Origin of the sequence: Enterobacter cloacae complex sp. P1B (assembly GCF_014982345.1) — a bacterium.
GTDB classification, from domain to species: Bacteria; Pseudomonadota; Gammaproteobacteria; order Enterobacterales; family Enterobacteriaceae; genus Enterobacter; species Enterobacter bugandensis.
The window spans coordinates 1-15,761 of the sequence record NZ_JADCLF010000002.1; the positions used below are offsets into that span (position 1 = coordinate 1).

The 15,761-nt window shown below is 55.7% G+C and carries 16 protein-coding genes and 1 tRNA gene; 6 read left to right on the forward strand and 11 right to left on the reverse strand.

Going from position 1 to position 15,761, the window contains the following annotated elements:
* Positions 1 to 197: 197 nt before the first annotated feature.
* Positions 198 to 273, reverse strand: a tRNA-Phe gene (locus tag INF77_RS00610).
* A 168-nt stretch (positions 274 to 441) separates the two neighbouring features.
* Here INF77_RS00610 and INF77_RS00615 point away from each other — a divergent pair.
* Both INF77_RS00615 and INF77_RS00620 read left to right on the forward strand, forming a co-directional pair.
* Positions 442 to 1,287, forward strand: a complete 846-nt coding sequence (locus INF77_RS00615) for an AraC family transcriptional regulator (RefSeq protein ID WP_041911503.1) — start codon at positions 442 to 444, stop codon at positions 1,285 to 1,287.
* A 37-nt stretch (positions 1,288 to 1,324) separates the two neighbouring features.
* Complete coding sequence (locus INF77_RS00620) at positions 1,325 to 1,915, forward strand: LysE family translocator (protein WP_045631278.1); 591 nt, start codon at positions 1,325 to 1,327, stop codon at positions 1,913 to 1,915.
* Here INF77_RS00620 and INF77_RS00625 read toward each other — a convergent pair.
* The 5 genes from INF77_RS00625 to aspA form a co-directional block, all read right to left on the reverse strand.
* Positions 1,912 to 2,487: a transcriptional regulator gene (locus INF77_RS00625; RefSeq protein WP_028015225.1), complete on the reverse strand. Its 576-nt coding sequence runs from the start codon at positions 2,485 to 2,487 to the stop codon at positions 1,912 to 1,914. The two genes, INF77_RS00620 and INF77_RS00625, sit on opposite strands and share 4 nt — an antisense overlap.
* Before the next feature lie 49 nt (positions 2,488 to 2,536).
* The gene (locus tag INF77_RS00630) at positions 2,537 to 4,246 is read right to left on the reverse strand and encodes a protein-disulfide reductase DsbD (RefSeq protein ID WP_193532122.1); all 1,710 of its coding nucleotides are present in this window, start codon (positions 4,244 to 4,246) and stop codon (positions 2,537 to 2,539) included.
* Positions 4,222 to 4,545, reverse strand: a complete 324-nt coding sequence (gene cutA, locus INF77_RS00635) for a divalent cation tolerance protein CutA (protein WP_028015227.1) — start codon at positions 4,543 to 4,545, stop codon at positions 4,222 to 4,224. The genes INF77_RS00630 and cutA overlap by 25 nt, the downstream gene beginning before the upstream one ends.
* A gap of 112 nt (positions 4,546 to 4,657) precedes the next feature.
* Positions 4,658 to 5,959: an anaerobic C4-dicarboxylate transporter gene (locus tag INF77_RS00640; protein WP_008502949.1), complete on the reverse strand. Its 1,302-nt coding sequence runs from the start codon at positions 5,957 to 5,959 to the stop codon at positions 4,658 to 4,660.
* A 116-nt stretch (positions 5,960 to 6,075) separates the two neighbouring features.
* On the reverse strand, positions 6,076 to 7,512 hold the full coding sequence (gene aspA, locus INF77_RS00645) for an aspartate ammonia-lyase (RefSeq protein WP_003855923.1): 1,437 nt from the start codon (positions 7,510 to 7,512) through the stop codon (positions 6,076 to 6,078).
* Between the two features lie 335 nt (positions 7,513 to 7,847).
* On the opposite strand from aspA, the gene INF77_RS00650 reads away from it, so the two are divergent.
* Positions 7,848 to 8,312: an FxsA family protein gene (locus tag INF77_RS00650; RefSeq protein WP_028015228.1), complete on the forward strand. Its 465-nt coding sequence runs from the start codon at positions 7,848 to 7,850 to the stop codon at positions 8,310 to 8,312.
* A gap of 31 nt (positions 8,313 to 8,343) precedes the next feature.
* Here the strand turns inward: INF77_RS00650 and yjeH are convergent, their stop codons facing one another.
* Entirely contained in the window at positions 8,344 to 9,582 is a 1,239-nt protein-coding gene (gene yjeH, locus INF77_RS00655; RefSeq protein WP_193532123.1) for an L-methionine/branched-chain amino acid transporter, read from the reverse strand.
* A 178-nt stretch (positions 9,583 to 9,760) separates the two neighbouring features.
* On the opposite strand from yjeH, the gene INF77_RS00660 reads away from it, so the two are divergent.
* Complete coding sequence (locus INF77_RS00660; RefSeq protein WP_003855929.1) at positions 9,761 to 10,054, forward strand: co-chaperone GroES; 294 nt, start codon at positions 9,761 to 9,763, stop codon at positions 10,052 to 10,054.
* A gap of 31 nt (positions 10,055 to 10,085) precedes the next feature.
* Positions 10,086 to 11,729 (forward strand): chaperonin GroEL, encoded by a 1,644-nt coding sequence (gene groL / locus INF77_RS00665; protein ID WP_023310114.1) that lies wholly within the window; start codon positions 10,086 to 10,088, stop codon positions 11,727 to 11,729.
* 64 nt (positions 11,730 to 11,793) lie between these two features.
* On the opposite strand, the gene iadA is transcribed toward groL, so the two are convergent.
* The 3 genes from iadA to INF77_RS00680 are packed head-to-tail and all read right to left on the reverse strand — an operon-like array spanning position 11,794 to position 14,075.
* Positions 11,794 to 12,957, reverse strand: coding sequence for a beta-aspartyl-peptidase (gene iadA, locus INF77_RS00670; RefSeq protein ID WP_193532124.1), 1,164 nt, complete (start codon positions 12,955 to 12,957; stop codon positions 11,794 to 11,796).
* A gap of 10 nt (positions 12,958 to 12,967) precedes the next feature.
* Positions 12,968 to 13,429 carry a YjiG family protein gene (locus tag INF77_RS00675; RefSeq protein ID WP_028015231.1) on the reverse strand — a complete coding sequence of 154 codons (462 nt, stop codon included), beginning with the start codon at positions 13,427 to 13,429 and terminating at the stop codon, positions 12,968 to 12,970.
* The gene (locus INF77_RS00680) at positions 13,410 to 14,075 is read right to left on the reverse strand and encodes a nucleoside recognition domain-containing protein (RefSeq protein ID WP_088204405.1); all 666 of its coding nucleotides are present in this window, start codon (positions 14,073 to 14,075) and stop codon (positions 13,410 to 13,412) included. The genes INF77_RS00675 and INF77_RS00680 overlap by 20 nt, the downstream gene beginning before the upstream one ends.
* Positions 14,076 to 14,309: 234 nt before the next feature.
* Between INF77_RS00680 and INF77_RS00685 the strand changes: the two genes are divergently transcribed.
* Positions 14,310 to 14,663: a DUF4156 domain-containing protein gene (locus INF77_RS00685; protein WP_014882205.1), complete on the forward strand. Its 354-nt coding sequence runs from the start codon at positions 14,310 to 14,312 to the stop codon at positions 14,661 to 14,663.
* Positions 14,664 to 14,727: 64 nt separating this feature from the next.
* Here the strand turns inward: INF77_RS00685 and epmB are convergent, their stop codons facing one another.
* The gene (gene epmB / locus INF77_RS00690) at positions 14,728 to 15,756 is read right to left on the reverse strand and encodes an EF-P beta-lysylation protein EpmB (protein WP_063154929.1); all 1,029 of its coding nucleotides are present in this window, start codon (positions 15,754 to 15,756) and stop codon (positions 14,728 to 14,730) included.
* Positions 15,757 to 15,761 lie beyond the last annotated feature (5 nt).

Genomic DNA, 15,761 nt, shown 5'->3' on the forward strand with positions numbered 1-15,761 from the left:
TTTGTGCGCCGGAAAATGCCGAATGGCGGCTTCGCCTTATCCGGCCTACAAAACCTGTAGGCCCGGTAAGCGCAGCGCCACCGGGAAATGCTAACCGCACGATCTTACCGGGAAGAGATACAGGAGTATAAATAAGGTAAGGTTTTGATAAACGCAGAAAAGCAAAAACCCAGCCATAGGCTGGGTTCTTTAAATAGTGGTGCCCGGACTCGGAATCGAACCAAGGACACGGGGATTTTCAATCCCCTGCTCTACCGACTGAGCTATCCGGGCAACGGAGCGCATTAAACCGCAATCGCGCCTTATCGTCAACATTATTTCAGGAAAAGCTGTTCAACTGCTTAAGTTTGCGGCAATCTGTACGTTTTCACCGTGAAAATGCACAAATCTTCCAGACAATACCGGGCCGTGCGGCAATGCTGATGACAACAGGAGGGCAGTATGGCAAACGACTGGCTTGAGCTCCGTCAGCATGCGGATACCGGCATTGAAACGATTAAAGCGCACTTCGAAGGCCATGCCTTCGATCCCCACTGGCACGATAGTTATCTGGTCGGGATTACCCTTTCAGGCACCCAGCAGTTCCACTGTCGTCGCGAACGCCACCGCAGCCATCCTGGTGATGCGTTCTTACTGGAGCCGGGTGAAATTCACGACGGCGACGCGCCTGTGGAAGGAGGCTTTACCTATCTCACCTTCTATCTTGACGAGCAGTGGCTGACGCGTACCCTCCGTGGATTATATGAAGCCACGCCGGATCGCTACTCGCTTCACTTTGCTCAAACGCTAACGCGAGAACCTCAGCTGGTCCGTTCTATCGGCGAGACGTTTAACGCGTTGCATAGCGATGAGATGAAAATTGTTCAGCAGAGCACAATGGATAAGCTGCTCTCTCAGATCACCTCCCATTGCCACTGGCGTAAGAAACTCCCGTCGCAGCTACAGAGCGCTGCCGTGGCGCACCGCGCACGCGACTATCTTTATGCGCATATCGGCGAGAACGTGGGGTTGTCAGACCTTGCGCGCGAGACGGGCACGGATCGCTTTACGCTGACGCGCTGCTTTAAGCGCGAGTTCAACCTGGCACCGCACGCCTGGCTTATTCAGCTGCGTCTGGCAAAGGCGCGACAGCTGCTGGCGCACGGCGAACAGCCTGTTAATGTGGCTACAGCGCTCGGTTTTGCCGACCAAAGCCATCTGGGACGCTGGTTCCAGCGTGCATACCGCATTTCCCCTGCCCACTACCGCCGGTTGTGCACAAACCTTCCAGACGTTTCCAGAAAATAGCGGCACAGTAATGGCTCTAACAAAAAAGGAGCCATCTGTGAGTCTGATGCCTTATCTGCTGTTTGCCTTTGTCGCGTCGATAACGCCCGGCCCGACGAATATCCTCGTTCTCACTAACAGCCAGTACTTTGGTGTGAAAAATACCATTCCCGCCATTTTGGGGGGATGTATTACGGCGAGTCTGATTGTGCTGATATCGGGTGCCGGTGCAGGGGAGGTGCTGCGTCAGTTTCCTCTGATACGCCAGGCAATGAGCTGGGCGGGCGTGCTGTGGCTAACCTGGATGAGCTGGCAACTGTATCGGGCGCCTGCGGCGAATCTTTCTGAGAAGGCGCCTCATCGCTTTACCGCGCAAGCCGCAGCGCTGCTGCAGATGGTGAATCCGAAAACGTGGATGATGGCGCTGGCAGTAGTGAGTCTTTTTGCTCCCGCGAGCATTCATCCGTTAAGAGATATTGCGCTGATGGCGCTATGGTTCTTACTGATTTCTGTGATGTGCCTGATGTGCTGGGCGTGGCTGGGGAAGGCGGTAAACCGGGTGTTTCGCACCACCGTGGCGATGGTGCGGTTTCAGCGCCTGATGGCGCTATGTCTGCTCGTCTCCGCCTGGGCGGGCATGCTGGTCTAGGTTAACGCCCCGCCCATACGACACTGGGCAAAGCGCAGAATGTCTTCCGCCAGGCGGTGCGCCGTATCCACATCGGCCTGGCTACGGTTCACCAGCATGCGGCTCAGACAACCCTCCAGTACGAGCTCCATCTGCTTAGCGACCATTGCCGGGTCATCCACTTCAAGCGTTGTCAGCAGTTCGTGGGTGAAGTCATGCGCCGCACGTTTTTGCTGATCCGCCAGCTGGTGTATTGGATGGCCAGGATCGGGATAAAACGTACAGGCAGCAATAAACAGGCAGCCTGGATAACGATTGTTGCTGACGCACTCTGTCAGGGCGGTGTAGCGCGCTAACAGTTTTTGCTCAGCGGTCAGCTCTTCATTCAACATTAGCTGCCTGCGCCAGATATCCACCTGCTGGCTAAGATAGCGTAGGGCATCATAAAGCAGCGCCTCTTTATCCGGCCAGAAGCGCTTAAGCTCATCCAGAGGGTAATCGATACGGTCGGCTACCATCTCAAGCGTGGTGCTGGCGATCCCTTGAATCTCAAGTAGTTGCAGGGCTTGTCCCAGTACGTCTTCGCGTTGCACGGTTATCTCCTCCGCTATTCCCAACGGTATGTCCCGTCTAAAGTGTTGTTTACGGTTGGCGATTGCGCAAATGCGCGCTGAATGCCGTTGCGTCCATAAACCCGGTTACACGCTGTTCTGGCAGCTCTTCCCCCTGCTCATTGAAGAACAGAATGGTTGGCAGCCCGAGTACGGTAAGGTGTTTAAGCAGGGCCTTATCCTGCGCATTGTTGGCTGTGACGTTTGCCTGAAGGAGTACCGTCTCTTTCAGGGCATTTTGCACCTGAGGATCGCTAAAGGTGTATTTTTCAAACTCTTTGCAGGCAACACACCAGTCGGCATAGAGGTCGAGCATCACCGGTTTGCCTTTTGCCTGCGCCAGCGCGCTGTTGAGCTCATCGACGTTCTTAACGTGTATAAAGTTTAAATGTGCCTGCGTCTGGCCCACAGGCGAGCCGAACGCCCAATCCTGAAGCGGGCGCACGCTCACCAACGTGGCGGCGAGCAGGAGAATTTGCACCAGACGCATCCACGCTTTTTTTGCCCCCAGGCTGATGATAAACGCCCAGGAAAAGAACGCCACGCCGAGCATGGCCCATAGGCGCAAACCCCACGCGTCACCCATGATGCGCTCCAGCAGGAACACCGGGAGCGCCAGGATGACAAAGCCGAACGCGGTTTTCACCGTCTCCATCCACGGGCCGCTCTTCGGCAGCAGGCGGTTGCCAAACACCGTCACCAGAATCAGCGGCAGGCCCATCCCCAGCGCGTAAAGATACAGCGTACCCCCGCCGAGCCACATATTACCGCTCTGGGCGATGTACAGCAGGATAGCGCTCAGCGGTGCTGTAGTGCAGGGGGAACAAATCAACCCGGCGATGGCGCCCATTGCGAACACGCCGCCCGCAGAGCCACCCTGCTGGCGATTGCTCATCAGCGTTAAGCGGGTTTGCAGCGAAGAGGGCAGCTGAAGCGTGAACAGGCCAAACATTGACAGCGCCAGCAGAATAAATACGGCTGACAGGCCGATTAGCACGTAAGGGTGCTGAAGCGCTGCCTGGAACTGTAGTCCGGCCGCGGCGACCACGAGGCCGAGCGCGGTATAGGTAAGCGCCATGCCCTGCACATAAATAAAGGCCAGGAGCAGCGCCCGGGCGGTAGAAAGACGCTGTTTGCCGCCCAGTACAATCCCGGAGATAAGCGGGTACATCGGCAGGACACAAGGGGTAAAGGCAATGCCGATACCAATCAGTAAGGCCCAAAGTGCTGAGAACGGCAGAGCAGAAGCAGCTTCGGCTTCGCCTTTATCCCTCACCTTGCCCCTCTCGTCTGAGGGGAGAGGGGAGGCAGCCGCTTTAACTTCAGTAAGCGGAACGACCTTCGTTTCAGGGGGGTAGCAGAAGCCCGCGTCGGCACAGCCCTGATACGTAACCGTCAGCGTGGCATCTTTATCCGCCTGATTCACCGTAACGGGCACGCTTAAGCGCTGGCGATAAATTTCACTTTTACCGTAGAACTCGTCCTCATGCCATTCGCCAGCGGGCATCTGCAATGCGCCAACGTTGGCCTTTGCCGGCGTGATGCTGACCTGCTTGCGGTAGAGGTAGTAACCCTCTTTCACCTGCCAGGTCAGATTGAGATCGTGCTGGTTTTGCTGAAAGTCGAAAATGAACGCCTGGTCGGCGGGAATAAAGTTCGAACGGCCGGGCGCGTCAAACAACCCGGCAAATACTGACGTGCTGCACAGCAGCAGGATCAGCGTAAAGAAGCGTTGAGCCATGAGAGATAGTCGTTATCGCCGTGGACCACTGGCAGCACCAGCAGCTCCGGGGTTTGATAAGGATGATGAGACTTGAGGCAGTCAAGGAGCGCCTGCTGATTCGCCAGATTGGTTTTGAGCAACATCTGGACTTCATACTCCTGCTCCAGCTTGCCTTCCCAGTAATAAAGGGAGGTCGCGCCGGGGAGCAGCGTGACGCAGGCTGCCAGTTTTTCGGCCAGCGCTTTGGCGGCGAGATCCTGGGCAGAGGCTTCATCAGGGGCGGTACAAAGTACGACAACAGCATCAGGCGTGTTCACAGTCGACCTCCTCATCACGAAAGTCTTCACTATATCACGCCATGCGATTGGTCATTAATGAAACGGGCCGCAGAGCGGCCCGATTTTAACTATTTTTACAACGGCTAACCGTTTACAGCACAATGCCACCGATGATAAAGCCGAGGACGACGCAAAGCGTAATCGCCACCACGCCCGGGATCAGGAACGCGTGGTTAAACACGTACTTACCGATGCGGGTTGAGCCGGTGTCATCCATCTCAACCGCGGCCAGCAGGGTTGGGTAGGTTGGTAGCACGAACAGGGCGGAAACGGCCGCAAAAGAGGCAATCGCCGTCAGCGGCGTCACGCCCAGCATCAGTGCCGCAGGCATCAGCGCTTTGGTGGTGGCAGCCTGAGAGTAAAGCAGCGTCGCGGCAAAGAACAGTACCACCGCCAGCAGCCACGGGTAGTTGTGCAGCAGGTCGCCGGCAACGGTCTGGATGTCGCTGATGTGCGCTTTCACGAAGGTGTCTCCGAGCCACGCCACGCCCAGTACGCACACGCAGGCGCTCATACCGGATTTGAAGGTGCTGGCGTTCAGCACTTCGCTGGTGTCGATTTTACAGGTGATGCTAATCAGCGTGGCGATGGTCAGCATGAATACCACAATCGCTTCGTTACGCGGCAGCACCGGGTTCTGGATCAGCCCCACGGTGTCGCTGATGGCGGTCGCGTAGAACATCACGGCGACGATACCGATCAGGAACAGCAGCACGGAGCGTTTCGCGTGTGGCTTCAGCTCGAAGACCTGGCTACCGCGCAGGCTCACTTCACCTTTTGCCAGACGCTCCTGGTAAACCGGATCGTCTTTCAGCTCGGCACCCAGGAAGTTACACAGCACGGCGGTAATCATCACCGCAATCAGCGTGACCGGAATACAGATCGCCAGCAGCGTCAGGTAGCTCACGCCCATCGGCTCAAGGATACCCGCGAAGAAGACTACGGCGGCTGAGATTGGCGACGCGGTGATCGCAATCTGCGACGCAACCACGGCAATAGAAAGCGGACGAGACGGGCGAATCCCCTGTTCTTTTGCCACCTCGGTGATCACCGGCAGCGTGGAGAACGCCGTGTGGCCGGTTCCCGCGAGAATGGTCATAAACCAGGTCACCAGCGGGGCAAGGAAGGTGATGTATTTCGGATGGCGGCGCAGCATGCGCTCCGCCAGGCTCACCAGGTAGTCCATACCGCCTGCCACCTGCATGGCCGCAATAGCGGCAATAACCGCCATGATGATTTCGATAACGTCAAAAGGGATTGCGCCGGGTTTAATCTGAAAGATAAGGGTAAGTACGAGCACCCCGAGACCGCCGGCAAAACCAATGCCGATACCCCCGAGCCGCGCGCCCAAATAAATCGCCAACAGGACGATGACGAGTTCTGCTCCAAACATAAAGACCTGCCTTGCTTATTAACAAGTTGATATTGAATTGTTGTATTTAGGTAACGCCTAAAAAGAAAAAAGGCACGTCACAAGTGACGTGCCTTTCGGAAGCCTAGCCTGAACTGTTACTGTTCGCTTTCATCGGTATATCGTTTCGCTTTATATGCCGGATGCATCAGGTTCTGGGCCGAGAAGATATCGTCCAGCTCGGCTTCGGTCAACAGTCCACGCTCCAGCACGACTTCACGCACGCTCTTACCGGTTTCGGCGCAAATCTTACCAACGATGTCACCGTTGTGGTGGCCGATAAACGGGTTGAGGTAAGTAACGATCCCGATGGAGTTATAAACATAGCCTTCACAGACTTCTTTATTCGCGGTGATGCCGTTAATGCATTTTTCCAGCAGGTTGTAGCAGGCATTAGTCAGGATGTGAATGGATTCAAACATCGCCTGGCCAATCACCGGCTCCATCACGTTCAGCTGCAGCTGACCGGCTTCGGAAGCCATGGTCACGGTGGTGTCGTTACCAATCACCTTGAAGCAAACCTGGTTCACCACTTCTGGCACTACCGGGTTAACTTTGGCTGGCATAATGGAAGAACCCGCCTGCAACTCTGGCAGGTTGATTTCGTTCAGGCCAGCGCGTGGGCCGGAGGAGAGCAGGCGCAGGTCATTACAGATTTTGGACAGTTTCACCGCCAGACGTTTCAGGGCGCTGTGTACCATTACGTACGCGCCGCAGTCGGATGTGGCTTCAATCAGGTCTTCCGCAGGCACCACCGGCAGGTTAGACACTTCCGCCAGCTTCTGAACCGCCAGCTGCTGATAGCCATCCGGGGTGTTCAGACGCGTACCGATGGCGGTGGCGCCCAGGTTCACTTCCAGCAGCAGCTCGGAGGTGCGCAGCAGGTTTTTGGTCTCTTCGTTCAGCAGCACGTTAAACGCGTGGAATTCCTGACCGAGGGTCATTGGCACCGCGTCCTGCAGCTGGGTACGGCCCATTTTCAGAATGTCCTGGAACTCAACGGCCTTACGCTGGAAGCCATCGCCCAGCTGGTTGATCGCGTCGACCAGTTTGACCACGGAGGCATACACCGCGATACGGAAGCCGGTTGGGTAGGCGTCGTTGGTGGACTGGCATTTGTTAACGTGGTCGTTCGGGTTGAGGTACTGGTATTCACCTTTCTGGTGGCCCATCAGCTCAAGGCCGATGTTTGCCAGTACTTCGTTGGTATTCATGTTGACGGAGGTACCCGCGCCGCCCTGATAGACGTCAACCGGGAACTGGTCCATGCATTTGCCGTTGTTCAGCACTTCATCGCAGGCAGCGATAATCGCATTTGCCGCGCTTTTAGGAATGGTTTGCAGCTCTTTGTTCGCCAGCGCTGCGGCTTTCTTCACCATCACCATGCCACGGACAAACTCAGGGATATCGCTGATTTTGCTGTTGCTGATGTAGAAGTTTTCAATCGCTCTCAGAGTGTGAACACCATAGTAGGCATCCGCTGGAACTTCCCTGGTACCCAACAAGTCTTCTTCGATACGAATGTTGTTTAACATGTGAACCTTCTTTTCAAGCTGCCGATGGATTGTACTAAACACACAACATATATGTGGTTTTGAATATTTTCTGACCGACGATTATTCCCTCAATCGGCCAGATGTTCGAGATCATATGCTGATGATAGCGAATTGCCGTAAGCTGGATCACTTATTATCGACCCGATTCCATGATAATTATTAATCTGTGAAATGTGTCACCGCTTTAATATTTCCGAAAAAAATATCCGTGCAAACCGATTGAATTTTGGCTAACCGTCTCCATCTCTTACAGACGCGTGACGCGAACACATTCAGACAGGGGCCAGATGGCACCTGCCACACAGGAGATGCCAGTGCGCTGGATACCGTTTATTGCTTTCTTTCTCTATGTTTACATTGAGATTTCTATTTTCATTCAGGTAGCTCACGTGCTGGGCGTCCTGCTGACGCTGATTCTTGTGATCTTCACCTCCGTCATCGGCATGTCGCTGGTGCGTAATCAGGGTTTCAAAAATTTCCTGATAATGCAGCAGAAGATGGCCGCAGGCGAAAGCCCGGCAGAAGAGATGATCAAAAGCGTGTCGCTGATTATTGCTGGCCTGCTGCTGATCCTGCCGGGGTTCTTCACCGACTTCCTCGGCCTGCTGTTGCTGTTGCCGCCGGTGCAGAAGCACCTGACCATGAAGCTGCTGCCGCACCTGCGCTTCAGCCGCATGCCGGGCGGCGGGTTCAGCACAGGGCCAGGCGATACCTTCGAAGGGGAGTATCAGCGCAAGGATGAACAGCGCGACCGTTTAGACCATAAAGACGATCGATAATTTTTTTGCCCGGTGGCTTCGCTTACCGGGCCTACGGATTTTTCCGCTTCGGTAAAAACGCCCACAGCCCCGCCAGCATGACGATGGCGTACACACTCTTCCATCCCACCATCGCCAGCAACAGCAGGCACAGCACGCCCCCGACGACCGCCAGTGCTTTATAGCGACCTTTCAGCAGACGACAGCCCGCCAGCATGCACAGCAGGTAGATCATGATGAAAATACCGTTGGCGTAGATAATTAGAGCATCAAGGTTGATGTCGAGAAGATAAATACCCAGCGAGCTCAGGACGCAGCAGCCCAGCACGGCATTCAGCGCATTCATCGGGAGTTGACGTTTAGACAACCGCGCGAGGCGGCTCTCAGGTTTGTAGCGCGCCTGTGACCACACCAGACGGGCGAAGCTCTGGATATAAATGTTGAGGCTGGCAAAGCATGCGAGATAGCCAATCACACAGGCCACACATAGCGCCTTCACGCCGAAAAGTTTAACCACGATACCCGGTAGCGATGCGGCGGCGGCTTTATCTTCGCCGAACGCGTTGAAGTGCAGCACCAGTACGGTACAGGCCCAATATACGGTGCCCGCCAGCAGTAAACCAATCATCAGAGCGCGGGGAAAATCACGCTCGGGCTGTTTAAACTCGGATGCCAGGTGAGCGAACGCTTCAAGGCCAACAAAACACCAGAACATGACGGATAACGCAGCGAAAAGCTGTGAATGGTCGATATCGTTTATCGCAGGGAAGGGGATATCCGCTACGGTAATGTTACCCGCAAACCAGATGGCGACGATCAGCACGACGATCAACGCTGCAACCAGCGTTTGCAGATTCGCGCTTGAACTGGCCCCGCGCGAGCCCACCCACCAGACAATCGCCAGCGTACCCAGCTCAGCCAGCAGCAGTTGTTCGTCGTGCCAGCCAAACAGCGCCTGTCCAAAGCCGGTGGCGATATGCAGGGCTGCCGGAAGGCCAACGGGTATTACCGACAAAAACAGCCAGCCGGTTACGCGCTCCATGCGCGGACCAAACGCCATGCCGACAAAATGCGCTACGCCGCCCGCGCTGGGGAAGTGCCGCCCGAGTATGGCAAACACAATCGCCACCGGGAACACCAGCAGGATCAGCACCGGCCATGCCCAAAGACTGTTATTTCCGGCGACCAGCGCCGCCAGTGCCGGTACGGCAAACACGCCGGTACCTAACAAGGAGGTTGAAAGCAGGCCAACGCCCTGCGCCAGCCCCAGCTCCTGCCTGAGTCCACTCATTTACCTTGCCCTGCCACCATCAAAAGAGAGTGGATGGTAACACTTTCGCAAATTTTTTTTCGATTCCCCCTTGAAGGGGTAAAAAGCTATCCCCATCTCTCAGGGCACTAGTCGGAAAACCGCATGCGGGCCGGCGTCATCCATAACTGATAATGACTTTCTCAAAGGAGAGCTATCAATGAGTATTCGTCCGTTACATGATCGTGTGATCGTCAAACGTAAAGAAGTTGAAACCAAGTCTGCTGGCGGCATCGTTCTGACCGGTTCTGCAGCAGCCAAATCAACGCGTGGCGAAATCATCGCTGTCGGTAAGGGCCGCATCCTGGAAAACGGAACTGTGCAGCCGCTGGACGTTAAAGTTGGTGACATCGTAATTTTCAACGATGGCTACGGCGTGAAATCCGAGAAGATCGACAATGAAGAAGTGTTGATCATGTCCGAGAGCGACATTCTGGCAATTGTTGAAGCGTAATTTACGCACGAGAATTTGAGGAAATAAGAACATGGCAGCTAAAGACGTAAAATTCGGTAACGACGCTCGTGTAAAAATGCTCCGCGGCGTAAACGTACTGGCAGATGCAGTTAAAGTGACCCTGGGCCCGAAAGGCCGTAACGTAGTGCTGGATAAATCCTTCGGCGCGCCAACCATCACCAAAGATGGTGTTTCCGTTGCACGTGAAATCGAACTGGAAGACAAGTTCGAAAACATGGGCGCGCAGATGGTGAAAGAAGTTGCCTCTAAAGCGAACGACGCTGCAGGCGACGGTACCACCACCGCGACCGTACTGGCGCAGGCTATCATCACTGAAGGCCTGAAAGCCGTTGCTGCGGGCATGAACCCAATGGATCTGAAACGTGGTATCGACAAAGCTGTCGCATCCGCTGTTGAAGAACTGAAAGCGCTGTCCGTACCGTGCTCTGACTCTAAAGCCATTGCTCAGGTTGGTACTATCTCCGCTAACTCCGACGAAACCGTAGGTAAACTGATCGCTGAAGCGATGGATAAAGTCGGTAAAGAAGGCGTGATCACCGTTGAAGACGGTACCGGTCTGGAAGACGAACTGGACGTGGTTGAAGGTATGCAGTTCGACCGCGGTTACCTGTCCCCATACTTCATCAACAAGCCAGAAACTGGCGCTGTTGAGCTGGAAAGCCCGTTCATCCTGCTGGCTGACAAGAAAATCTCCAACATCCGCGAAATGCTGCCAGTGCTGGAAGCCGTTGCGAAAGCAGGCAAGCCGCTGGTTATCATCGCTGAAGATGTTGAAGGCGAAGCGCTGGCGACCCTGGTGGTTAACACCATGCGCGGCATCGTGAAAGTGGCTGCGGTTAAAGCACCTGGCTTCGGCGATCGCCGTAAAGCAATGCTGCAGGATATCGCTACCCTGACCGGTGGTACCGTGATCTCCGAAGAGATCGGTATGGAGCTGGAAAAAGCGACCCTGGAAGACCTGGGCCAGGCGAAACGCGTTGTGATCAACAAAGACACCACCACCATCATCGACGGTGTGGGTGAAGAAGCCGCTATTCAGGGCCGTGTTGGTCAGATCCGTAAGCAGATCGAAGAAGCCACTTCCGATTACGACCGTGAAAAACTGCAGGAGCGCGTAGCGAAACTGGCTGGCGGCGTTGCGGTAATCAAAGTTGGTGCGGCGACCGAAGTTGAAATGAAAGAGAAGAAAGCACGCGTTGACGATGCCCTGCACGCGACCCGTGCTGCGGTAGAAGAAGGCGTAGTTGCTGGTGGTGGTGTCGCGCTGGTACGTGTAGCCGCTAAGCTGGCTGGCCTGACCGCTCAGAACGAAGACCAGAACGTGGGTATCAAAGTTGCGCTGCGCGCAATGGAAGCTCCTCTGCGTCAGATCGTTTCCAACGCCGGTGAAGAGCCATCTGTGGTTGCGAACAACGTGAAAGCGGGTGAAGGTAACTACGGTTACAACGCGGCAACTGAAGAATACGGCAACATGATCGACTTCGGTATCCTGGACCCAACTAAAGTGACCCGTTCTGCTCTGCAGTACGCGGCATCTGTAGCTGGCCTGATGATCACGACCGAGTGCATGGTAACCGACCTGCCAAAAGGCGACGCACCTGACTTAGGTGCTGCTGGTATGGGCGGCATGGGTGGAATGGGCGGCATGATGTAATCATGTTGTTCTGAACCTCTCAGAACGAACCCCGGGCAGAAATGTCCGGGGTTTTTTATTGCCACTACTCAAATGTTCCCTTCACGCATGCTGCGCCTTCGCGCACCATCTGGCGGCCTTTCGCCCAGACCTCGCGGATCTTCAGGTCATCCGTCAGCACCAGGAAATCGGCATCGCATCCGGGCGCGAGCCGCCCCTTATGCTCCAGCCCGAGAAACTCCGCTACGTTACGCGTAAACGGCAGAAGCGCCTCCTCCAGCGGCAGGTGATACCGGCTGACCAGTTGCTGCAGCGTCTGAGGCAGAGATTCGAACCCGGCTACGCCAATGCCCACCAGATTACCGTTCGCGTCAAAATTCGGTTGGCTGCCGTTACCATCCGAGCTGAGCGTAAGCCGGTTAAACGGCACCTGCGCTTCACGGGCCGTCGCGATGGCGGTGGCGGCATCAATGGGCTCACTGATGCTGGTGGTGATGTCGATATAGCCCCCGTCGCGGGCATAATCCAGCGCGGCGAGGAACAGCGCCTGGTCGCGGTTAACGTGGGTTGGCAGCAGCTTCGTGCGGGGCACGTCGGCATTATTCAGGATGTTAAGCAGCGGCTCCAGCAGCTTCGGGCTGTTGCCGAGGTGAAACACGGATATGCCCGCTTTAGCGCCCAGCAGCCCGCCGACGCGCGACTGGGCGGCCATATTCGCGAGCTGGTCATTCGCTGGTGCGGAAGAGCGGTGGTCGGAAATCGCGCATTTCACGCCGATGATTTTATCAATCAGCGCCACATCCTTTTCGATGCTGCCGGTAATCGTCGGAGAAGGCAGCCCGTATGCGCCTGTCAGCATCCACGCGCTGATCCCTTCATGCTCAAGCGCCCGCGTTTTTGCCAGCAGAGATTCGGGATGGCGGGTCACGCCGTCGGTACCCAGCAGGCCAACAACGGAGGTGATGCCCGCCGCCACCAGCGCGGACAACCGTACCTCCGGCGTCCGGGTGTGCGGACCGGCTTCACCGCCGCCGCCGATCAGGTGTACGTGCTGATCGATAAAGCCTGGACAAACCACCGCCCCGGCGAGATCGGTTTCAGGACAGTTAAGCCGCATTGCTGCGCGATCCGTTTTTTCAATAGCGACGATTTTTCCCCCGGCGATTAGCAGATCGCAACGTCCCCGATCCTCCGGCGCGTAAAGGTGCACATTGCGGAAAAGATGGGGTTCCAGCACTGAAAAATCCATTTTTATCTCCTCAGAAGAGTAGCTGCATTACCCACATTGAGAGCAGGGCGTTAATGACGCAGACGGTAATGATGTGTGGATAATACTTCGGGTTAACGCCTGCGGTGCCCAGGCAGCGGCCGGTGTTTTGCACCGGATTGCCCATCAGATAGATGGCGGGCAGCAGAACGGTGGCATCGTGGCCGTTGAGCGTGCCGGCAGCCACCAGGCTGGCGCAAACCCCCACGCCGCCGCCCATACTCATCACCGAGGCCAGCAGGACCGTTGCCGCCGCGCCCGGAAGCCCCCACAGGGCCATAATTGGCTCGCAAATATTGCCAACAATATCCAGCAGGCCGGTCACCTTGAGCGCCTGAATGATGACAAACGCCATAACCACGTTCGGCAGCAGGCTGGTGGTGGCGATGGTAAAGCCTCGGCGGGCGCCATCGATAAACATGTCCATGATATTTTTACGCGGCTGGGCGATCATTTTTTTCCTCCTGAATACGACGATCTTCCATGCGAGCGATCCACAGACGCAGGAGGTTCGCGCCAACAAATTTAAACATCAGTATGACGGCCAGCGGCGTGATTACCGGGACGGTAATAAACGTGAAGAGTGCGGCGCCGGAAGAAAAATAGTTGGTAATGATGGCGCTACCGCTGGTCTGGAAAGTGGCGAAAATGGCGCGCTCGCGATCGGTAATAGCCCCTTCGTCGGTCAACTCTTTGGTCATCCCTGCTGCGGCATCGGTATTTTGCAGGTTGGCGATGAGGGCCAGAGAGCAGACGCCCGGTACGCCAAGCAGTGGGCGCAAAATGGGCGTCATCAGCTGTTGCGCGGCACGCAGCCCGCCCAGCCCCTCGGTGACGGCAATGATCCCGAGCGATAAAATGACCGAAGGCGCCAGTTCAAGGGCAAATAAGAAACCGTCTTTCGCCCCCGTGCCGCCCTCACCGCGAAACGTGAGCGCGCCGTTCACCGGACCGAAGCTGCCGTTTAGGACGGTAAAATCCAGCACGCGCCACCATTCGGTACTTTTGGCGAAAAAGCCTGAGAAAAATACGATGGTGAGCACAAACGCCAGATAGCCCACCCATGTTACCTTTTCCTCTCCTGAGGATGATGCACTCATGAAACCCCCTGTTTTAATCGCGTACAAAAGTTGTACGTCGCAACACTAAAAACGATCGAGGGCTAAAACACGATATCCCAAAGGGCATTATCAGAATTCATTTAAGATGTCGGAGGAGTGATGTACGGAATCCGGCTCGCAGAAATGCGCGGGGATTTTTCTTTTAGTCATCTTTTAGGTATAAGATTTACACACGGACAATTACTGTCCAGCTTATTGAAAACGAGGAATAACATGCGCGTAAAAGTCTGTGCAGGGATCGTAGGAGCAGCATTGCTGCTGGCGGGTTGTAGCTCCAGCAATGAACTGTCGGCAGCGGGCCAGGGCGTTCGCTTTGTGGAAGATAAGCCAGGCAGCGAATGCCAGCTGTTAGGCACGGCCACCGGTGAACAAAGTAACTGGATGTCGGGTCAGCACGGTGAAGAAGGTGGCTCTATGCGCGGCGCGGCGAATGCCCTGCGTAACCAGGCTGCTGCAATGGGGGGGAACGTGATTTACGGCGTGAGCAGCCCGACGCAAGGAATGCTCTCCAGCTTCGTGCCAACGGCCAGCCAGATGAGCGGCCAGGTCTATAAGTGCCCGAACTGAGTTTACTTGCTGATGGCGCTGCGCCCCACCTCGTAGGGCAGGTAAGCGTAGCGCCACCTGCCTTTTAGCGCTGCCGCAGTTGCAAATCCAGCGGTGTCTTACTCGGCTCTCCGCCAATCTCGCGTGCCAGCTTCGGCACCATATAACCTGAAACCAGCGTTAACAGCTCGCGCATAATTTGTCGGGCTTCCTCATCCGTCACCATGAAATGCGCCGCGCCCTGCACGCGATCCAGCACGTGCAGGTAATAGGGCATCACGCCTGCGTCAAACAAGGCATTGCTGAGATCGGCCAGCACCCGGGCGCTGTCGTTCACGCCGCGTAACAATACGCTCTGGTTGAGCAGCGTCACGCCCGCCTTACGCAGACGCGCCATCGCCGCGCGAAAGTCCGCGTCAATTTCATTCGCGTGGTTGATATGGTTTACCAGCAGCACCTGTAGACGTGACTGCTCCAGGCGCGTGACCAGGGCGTCGGTAATACGCGCCGGGATGACGATCGGTAAACGGCTGTGAATGCGCAGACGCTTAATGTGCGGGATGGCTTCAAGCTGCGTCAAAAGCCAGTCCAGTTCATGATCTTTTGCCATCAGCGGGTCACCGCCGGAAAAAATAATCTCATCCAGCTCTGGATGGGCGGCGATATAGTCCAGCGCAACCTGCCAGTTGCGCTTATTTCCCTGGTTTTCGGCATACGGGAAGTGCCGACGGAAGCAGTAACGACAATTTACCGCACAGCCGCCTTTTACCAGCAGCAGGGCGCGATTGAGATATTTGTGCAGTAAACCCGGCACCACGCTGTTTTGCTCTTCCAGCGGATCGGTGCTGTAGCCCGGCGCTGTAATAAACTCATCCTGCGACGTAAGGGTTTGTTTTAATAAAGGATCGTCAGGGTTGCCTTTTTCCATGCGCGCAACAAACGCGCGGGGAACGCGCAGGGCGAAAAGTCGCTTTGCCTCACGGCCAGCAAGCAACTCCGGATGCTGATCGAGGTCTAAAAGACGCAGCAATTCATCAGGACTGGTGATTACATCGGCAAGTTGCGATAACCAATCTTCTCTGGATGGGGTGTTTAGGGTTACAATATGCGCCATTTTGT

Excerpts from the sequence above, each read along its gene's own strand:
- INF77_RS00640 (WP_008502949.1), bottom strand. The coding sequence starts at position 5,959 with ATGTTTGGAGCAGAACTCGTCATCGTCCTGTTGGCGATTTATTTGGGC.
- INF77_RS00630 (WP_193532122.1), bottom strand. The coding sequence starts at position 4,246 with ATGGCTCAACGCTTCTTTACGCTGATCCTGCTGCTGTGCAGCACGTCA.
- aspA (WP_003855923.1), bottom strand. The coding sequence starts at position 7,512 with ATGTTAAACAACATTCGTATCGAAGAAGACTTGTTGGGTACCAGGGAA.
- INF77_RS00675 (WP_028015231.1), bottom strand. The coding sequence starts at position 13,429 with ATGATCGCCCAGCCGCGTAAAAATATCATGGACATGTTTATCGATGGC.
- epmB (WP_063154929.1), bottom strand. The coding sequence starts at position 15,756 with ATGGCGCATATTGTAACCCTAAACACCCCATCCAGAGAAGATTGGTTA.
- INF77_RS00685 (WP_014882205.1), top strand. The coding sequence starts at position 14,310 with ATGCGCGTAAAAGTCTGTGCAGGGATCGTAGGAGCAGCATTGCTGCTG.
- yjeH (WP_193532123.1), bottom strand. The coding sequence starts at position 9,582 with ATGAGTGGACTCAGGCAGGAGCTGGGGCTGGCGCAGGGCGTTGGCCTG.
- INF77_RS00680 (WP_088204405.1), bottom strand. The coding sequence starts at position 14,075 with ATGAGTGCATCATCCTCAGGAGAGGAAAAGGTAACATGGGTGGGCTAT.
- INF77_RS00615 (WP_041911503.1), top strand. The coding sequence starts at position 442 with ATGGCAAACGACTGGCTTGAGCTCCGTCAGCATGCGGATACCGGCATT.
- INF77_RS00660 (WP_003855929.1), top strand. The coding sequence starts at position 9,761 with ATGAGTATTCGTCCGTTACATGATCGTGTGATCGTCAAACGTAAAGAA.
- iadA (WP_193532124.1), bottom strand. The coding sequence starts at position 12,957 with ATGGATTTTTCAGTGCTGGAACCCCATCTTTTCCGCAATGTGCACCTT.
- groL (WP_023310114.1), top strand. The coding sequence starts at position 10,086 with ATGGCAGCTAAAGACGTAAAATTCGGTAACGACGCTCGTGTAAAAATG.